Source organism: Micromonospora sp. D75, assembly GCF_018070405.1.
GTDB lineage: Bacteria > Actinomycetota > Actinomycetes > Mycobacteriales > Micromonosporaceae > Micromonospora > Micromonospora chalcea.
The window spans coordinates 1-6228 of record NZ_JAGPXV010000352.1; the positions used below are offsets into that span (position 1 = coordinate 1).

At 74.4% G+C, this 6228-nt stretch carries 5 protein-coding genes; 2 read left to right on the forward strand and 3 right to left on the reverse strand.

Annotated elements, in window-relative coordinates; translation table 11 throughout:
- Positions 1-94: 94 nt before the first annotated feature.
- Positions 95-304 (reverse strand): hypothetical protein, encoded by a 210-nt coding sequence (locus tag KBX39_RS20150; protein ID WP_018785377.1) that lies wholly within the window; start codon positions 302-304, stop codon positions 95-97.
- A 175-nt stretch (positions 305-479) separates the two neighbouring features.
- Here KBX39_RS20150 and KBX39_RS20155 point away from each other — a divergent pair, with 175 nt between their 5' ends.
- Together KBX39_RS20155 and KBX39_RS20160 are read left to right on the forward strand one after the other, a co-directional pair.
- The gene (locus KBX39_RS20155; RefSeq protein ID WP_043329344.1) at positions 480-680 is read left to right on the forward strand and encodes a hypothetical protein; all 201 of its coding nucleotides are present in this window, start codon (positions 480-482) and stop codon (positions 678-680) included.
- On the forward strand, positions 677-1471 hold the full coding sequence (locus KBX39_RS20160; protein WP_043329346.1) for a site-2 protease family protein: 795 nt from the start codon (positions 677-679) through the stop codon (positions 1469-1471). The genes KBX39_RS20155 and KBX39_RS20160 overlap by 4 nt, the downstream gene beginning before the upstream one ends.
- 51 nt (positions 1472-1522) lie before the next feature.
- Here the strand turns inward: KBX39_RS20160 and KBX39_RS20165 are convergent, their stop codons facing one another.
- Together KBX39_RS20165 and KBX39_RS20170 are read right to left on the reverse strand one after the other, a co-directional pair.
- Entirely contained in the window at positions 1523-2521 is a 999-nt protein-coding gene (locus KBX39_RS20165) for an aldo/keto reductase family protein (RefSeq protein WP_030500117.1), read from the reverse strand.
- A 61-nt stretch (positions 2522-2582) separates the two neighbouring features.
- The gene (locus KBX39_RS20170) at positions 2583-4736 is read right to left on the reverse strand and encodes a WG repeat-containing protein (RefSeq protein WP_312247466.1); all 2154 of its coding nucleotides are present in this window, start codon (positions 4734-4736) and stop codon (positions 2583-2585) included.
- Between the last annotated feature and the right edge of the window lie 1492 nt (positions 4737-6228).

Here is a 6228-nt window from a genome sequence, read left to right on the forward strand (position 1 = left end):
GGATACCGCCGAGCACCAGGAGGGTGTGCCACCCGTCAACGGACATGCCCCGTACCTTAGATGCCGCCGCCCCGGCGGGGCAGTGAGAGGTGGCTCATCGCGGTCGGCGCTCGGGGGCCTCGAAGCGATAGTCGTTGGGATTCACGTCAACCGGCTTCGGATCCTCCTGCCAGGCTCCCTCGCCGGGGCGGGCGAGAAGCGCGTCGAGCAGCTCCTCCCGGTCCATCTCGTGGGCCGCCTCGATGCCGCCGCGTACCGCCATCGCCCGTATCTCCTCGGTGTCCATCTCCCGCAACGGCCGCATGGTGTCCTCCCTCGCTGACGACGTCCGGCGTGGATACCCCGCTGGTGACGGCCGAACCTTGCGGGCACCCGCGCGTCGGCCCGCGCCGGTCGAGGGGTGAAGCGTCGTGGGCGGGCGACTAGGCTTGCGGAGGTTTGGCGTCCTGCGGGACGACGGCGGCGAGGGGAGACGCGGCATGGCGTGGAGCTGGCGGTACGAGGGCACGAACGGCGACGCGGTCGACGGGCCGGATGAGTCGTTCACGAGCCAGGCGGACGCCGAGTCGTGGATCGGCCAGACCTGGCGGGAGCTCGCGGCATCCGGCGTCACCACCGTCGTGCTGGTCGAGGACGACCGGGTGGACTACCGGATGAGCCTGCAACCCCCGGCCGAATGACCGGCTACGACCGTCCCGGCGAGCCGCTGGTCCTCGGCGTGCCCCGGGCGGCGTTCCGGCCGAGCCCGATCTTCCTGGCCCTGGTCGCGCTCTTCGTGGCGAGCGGGGTGATGGCCTGGAACCGGTACGGCAACGTCCGGTTCGACGTGTTCCTCTTCGTGGTCTCCGGCTGGCTGGTCTCACTGTGCCTGCACGAGTACGCCCACGCCGTGGTCGCGTACCGGGCCGGTGACCGGGACATCGCCCACCGGGGCTACCTGACGCTCAACCCGCTGAAGTACACCAGCCCGCTGCTGTCGATCGTGCTGCCGGTGGTCGTGGTGCTGCTCGGCGGCATCGGCCTGCCCGGTGGCGCGGTCTGGGTGGACCGGCACGCCATCCCCGGCCGGCTGCGGCACACGCTGGTCAGCCTGGCCGGGCCGGCCACAAACGTGCTGTTCACGCTGGTGCTGGTGGCCGCGGTGGCGTGGGGCCCCGAGCTGGGCGGCCCGCTGGAGTTCTGGGCCGGTGTCGGGCTGCTCGCGTTCCTCCAGCTCACCGCCAGCGTGCTCAACCTGCTGCCGGTGCCGGGCCTGGACGGCGGCAACATGCTCCAGCCCTGGCTCAGCCCCGCCTACCGGCGGATGTACGACCTGTTCGCCCCGTACGGCTTCATCCTGCTGTTCGCGCTGCTGTGGAGCCCGCAGATCAACCGGGCGTTCTTCGGCGCGGTGTTCGCCGTCGGCGACGCGCTCGGGCTGCCGCGGGAGCTGTACCAGATCGGCTACGCCCTGATCCGCTTCTGGCAGTAGCCGACCGGCCGTTCCCGGGCCGGAGCGAGCCGGCCCGGGAACGGCGCGACGTCACGGACGCTGCGCCGGGCTCTCGGTCTTCGCCGGGTCCCGCTCGGTGACCGGCTCGACGATCTCGTCGATCGCCTTCAGCAGGTCGGCGTCGAGCTTCACGCCCGCCGCCTTCACGTTGTCGTGCACCTGCTCGGGCCGGGACGCGCCGACGATCGCCGAGGCGACGTTCGGGTTCTGCAGCACCCACGCGACGGCGAGCTGCGCCATCGTCAGTCCGGCCTGCTCGGCCAGCGGCTTGAGCCGCTGCACCCGGGTGAGCACGTCGTCGTTGAGGAACCGCGCGATGAAGTTCGCGCCGGACTTCTCGTCGGTGGCGCGGGAGCCGGCGGGCGGCGGCTGGCCCGGCAGGTACTTGCCGGACAGCACGCCCTGCGCCATCGGCGACCAGACGATCTGACCGATGCCCAGCTCCTCGCTGGCCGGGATCACCTCGGTCTCGATGACCCGCCACAGCATCGAGTACTGCGGCTGGTTGGAGATCAGCGGGATGCGCAGCTCACGGGCGAGCGCGTGCGCCTCGCGCAGCTGCGACGCCTTCCACTCGGAGACGCCGATGTAGTGCGCCTTGCCGGAGCGTACGACGTCGGCGAAGGCCTCCATCGTCTCCTCCAGCGGCGTGCTGTAGTCGTACCGGTGGGCCTGGTAGAGGTCGACGTGGTCGGTCTGCAGGCGGCGCAGCGAGCCGTCGATCGACTCCATGATGTGCTTGCGGGACAGGCCCCTGTCGTTGCGGCCCGGCCCGGTCGGCCAGTAGACCTTGGTGAAGATCTCCAGCCCTTCGCGGCGCTCACCCTTGAGCGCGCGGCCGAGCACCGACTCGGCCCGGGTGCCGGCGTACACGTCGGCGGTGTCGAACGTGGTGATGCCGCTGTCGAGAGCGGCGCGGACGCACGCGAGCGCGGCGTCCTCCTCGACCTGTGAGCCGTGGGTGATCCAGTTGCCGTACGAGATCTCGCTGACCATCAGGCCGGAGCGGCCCAGGTGACGGAATTCCATGCTCCCGACCCTAGTCCTGCCCGGTGGCGACCGCCGTCCGGCGCTCCCCGCCGGGCGCGGGTCAGAGCACCGGGCTGGCGTCGGCGAGCAGACGGTCGATCTCCGCTACCACCGCCGCGCGGCCGGGATGCACCGGGTCGATGAGCGGGTCGCCGCGCCGGTCCAGCGCGCCCCACCGGCCCGACTCCGTGGCGACCATGAACGCCACCGGATGCACCACCACAGTCGGGTACGCCGGCGTGACCACCACCCGCCCGGCGCGGTCCACCACGCCCCGGCGGCCGGCCAGCTCGACCACGGCCAGGCCGTCGGCGGTGAACCCGTCCACCTTCCGTCCGTCGGCCAGCGGCGTGCCGAGACCGTGGTACCGGGTCGGCACCACCACCTCGCCGGTGAGGTCCACCGCGCCCCAGCCGCCGTTCTGCCGTACCGCCGCCAGTCCGTTGCGGAACGACCTGACCTCCTCGTACCCGGGCGGGATCCGCACGATGTTCATCCGGTCCACGGCCATCCAGCGGCCCTTGCCGTCCATCGACACCCAGGACAGCCCCTCGGAGAAGGCGCCCACCGCCCGGTAGCCGTTGTTCGCCTCGATCAGCGCCGCGCCGGACGTGTCGATCAGCGCCCAGCGGGACGCCTCCGGACGGCGTACCCAGGCCAGCCCTTCGTGGAACGGCTGCACCTCGGCGTACCGGTGCGCGATCACCATCTCGCCGTCGGCATTCGCGTACCCCCAGAGCTGCTGCTCCTCGTCGAACGTCGCCACCGGGAGACGCGGCGCGCCGAGCACCTCCTCGGGCCGGCGCGGGGCCGGACCGAAACCGTCGGCGGCGGCCCGCTCCGCGACCGCGTCCAGCGCCACCTCGACGCGCGCGTTCATCGCCGCGTCCTCGCCGTGGCGCAGGTCCAGCGCCCGCTCGAAGTGCAGGCACGCCTCTGTCAGCCGTCCCTGGTCGTAGCAGCTCCGCCCGGCGTGCTCGTGCAGCAACGCGCGCAGCGGGTCCGGCAGCTCCGGCGAGTTCGTCTCGGCGAAGAGCCGGTCGGCCTCCGCGTGGTCACCCCGCCACCGCAGCGCCTCCGCGAGACGGGCCCGGGCCAACGCGGTACGCCGCAGCTCACCCGTCGTCTCCGCGTACGTGACTGCCAGCCGCGCGTCCCCGAGCGCGTCGTCCAGGTCGCCGAGGATCCGCGACGCCACCGCGCGCAGGCTCAGCAGCCGGGCCCGGCCACGGTTGTCCAGTGTGGTGTCGAGCTTGCCGGTCAGGCCGTCCCGGATCAGCCGCAACTGCGCCGGATCGGGCGCCTCCTCGCGCAGCGTACGCGGATCCAGCCGCCAGCCGACCGCGGCGAGGGCCTGCTCCGGGTCCGCCGGGGGCGGCGGCGGTCCGGCCGGTTCGGCGTCCGCGTCGGTGTCCGCTTCTTCGGTACGGGGAGTCGGCGCGTCGTCGGTCTGAGCGGTCGGCTCGTCGGCGGGCTCGGGTGGTGCGGGCTCGCGGTCGTGCTCCGGGTCGACGGTTGTGGTGTCGGTGTGAGGTGCGGGCTTGCCGTCGGCCGCGGGCTCGGCGGGGGCGCGGTCCGGGTCACCGGTCGGTGCGGTCTCGCCGTCGGAGTCCTCGCCGGGCGCGGTGGCCGGGGTGTCGGCGGCCTGCGGCTGCGGGATCGTGATGCCGGCGGGCTCGGTGCCGGCGGGTGCCGATTGCGGGGTCGCGATGCTCGTGAGGTCGGCTTCGGCTCGGCTGCCCGGAGACTCCAGTGGCGAGGCGGTGATGTCGGCGCGGTCGGCGTCGGCCCGGATGCTGCCGGTCGGCTCCGGTGTGGTGGCCGGTTCCTCGACGTGACCGGCCCCGCCCGGCTCGCCGGCTGTCTGGCTCCCGCCGCCAGCCTCTGAATCCGTGGCGTCCTGCCCGGCATCCACAGTGACCGGCGGCTCGGCGTCGGTGACCGGCCGGCCGCTTCCGGTGTCGGCGGACGTGCCGGTGGCGGGCATGCGGTTGCCCGCGTTCTCCCCGCCGGAAGCGGTCCCGTCCGGTGTGTCCAGGTGTCCGGCCGCCGGGTCCGCGGTGCTCGTGGATTCGTCGGTGTCGGTGTTTGCGTTGGTGCTGATGTCGGTGGCGGCAGGGGCGCTCGGTGTGGCGTCGCTGGTTGCGGCGTCGGATGGCGTGGTGACGCCGGTAGCGGGCGGCGTCGAGCCGGTACCGGACCCGGCCTCGGCCACCTCGGGGGTACGAATCGTCGCCGGCTGGGCCCGGTCTGCCGGAGATCCTGGTACGAAATGGCCCCCAGGGGGGCCGAAATCTTCCAAGATCTCCGGCGGTTCCGGTGTCTGGGCGGGGGCGGCGGGCTGGCTGGGACGGAACCATGCCTCGGCGCCGGAGTCCGTGGCCGGGGAGGGCGGAGCGGTTGTCGCCCCCGGGCGGGGGTGCTCGGCTCGCTCCGATGGCTCGCCGGTCCGGTCGACAGCCGGGCCGGGTTCCGTCCGTCCTGTGCCGGGCGCGGGACGGGCACTGGCGTCGGCGTAGGGCCGGTCGGCATCAGGGGCCGACGTGGACGAAACCTCCACCTCGGACTCGCGCCGACGACCGGCATCCACATCCGACGGCTTGGCCTCGGCGTCCGGTCCGGCCTCGGGCTCGCCGACGGCGCCGCTCTCCACGGCTGGCCGGGGCGCGATCGGGGCCGGGTGCTCCACCGAGTCGGCGGGCCTGACGTCGGATTGCTGCTCGGCCGGTGTGGGTACGGGCGGCCTGCCCGCGGTCTGCTGTGCGGGCACGGAACCGGAGTAGGCAGGCGGTGCCGGGCGAGCCCTCGCGGGTTGCGCCGTGTTCACCGGGTCGGAAGAAGGCGGGCCGTGACGCTCGGCGGTCCCGTCCTGCGACGGCGTGGGCCGGGCCGCGCCCTCGCTCCGGTCCGTCGGTGCCGCGCCACCCGGACGCTGCGCTCCAGAAGTGGGCGCTCCGGACGTGGGCGCACGGGAGACGTGCGCGTCGGAAGGAGGCGGAACGGGGGTGACCGCGCCGGAAGCGGGGCTGCCCGCGCCAGGCATGTCGGCCTGCGGCGCGGCGGGGGCGAGCGCTCCGGAAACGAGAGCGTCCGCGACGGGCACGCCGGCCTGCGGCGCAGGAGGTGCCGGACGCGGGGTGTCGCCGGTCCGAGGCGCGGCCGAGCCCTCCCCGGAACGCCCGGGCGTGGCCGGCGGCGGCACCGGATCGGGCCGTACCGGGACGACCCGGGGACGGTCGTCGGGACGGGTGTGTGCGGCCGGCTCGACAGGTGCCGTCTCCCGGCCGTCGGCGACCCGGGGCGGCGGGTGACCGGCCGGCCGCACCGGCCACTGCACCGGCGGCGCCGACCTGCGCTCGTCCGGTGGCGCCGACCTGCGCTCGTCCGGCCGCACCGGCCACTGCGGGGCACGGGTCTCGGGGCGGGCGGCGGCATCCGGCTGTGACCGACTGGGCTCGGGACGGGGCATCACGGTGGGCGGCCGGGTGGCGTCGGACGGCGGCATCGGGTACCGCTGCGGCGCCGGCCGCTCCACGGGTGGGCGCTGCCGTTCGTCCGGCCGGCGCGTGTCCGTCTCGGGACGGGGCCGCGGCTCGATGATGGGCCACTCGCCCTGGTGCGGGCGGGACCGGTCGACCGGCGGGCGCTGACCCTGCCACCGCTGGTCGGCACCGGGACGCGGTGCGCCGTACCGGTCGGGCTCGGTC

Coding starts and splice junctions, on each gene's coding strand:
- KBX39_RS20160 (WP_043329346.1), top strand. CDS start 677: ATGACCGGCTACGACCGTCCCGGCGAGCCGCTGGTCCTCGGCGTGCCC.
- KBX39_RS20165 (WP_030500117.1), bottom strand. CDS start 2,521: ATGGAATTCCGTCACCTGGGCCGCTCCGGCCTGATGGTCAGCGAGATC.
- KBX39_RS20150 (WP_018785377.1), bottom strand. CDS start 304: ATGCGGCCGTTGCGGGAGATGGACACCGAGGAGATACGGGCGATGGCG.
- KBX39_RS20155 (WP_043329344.1), top strand. CDS start 480: ATGGCGTGGAGCTGGCGGTACGAGGGCACGAACGGCGACGCGGTCGAC.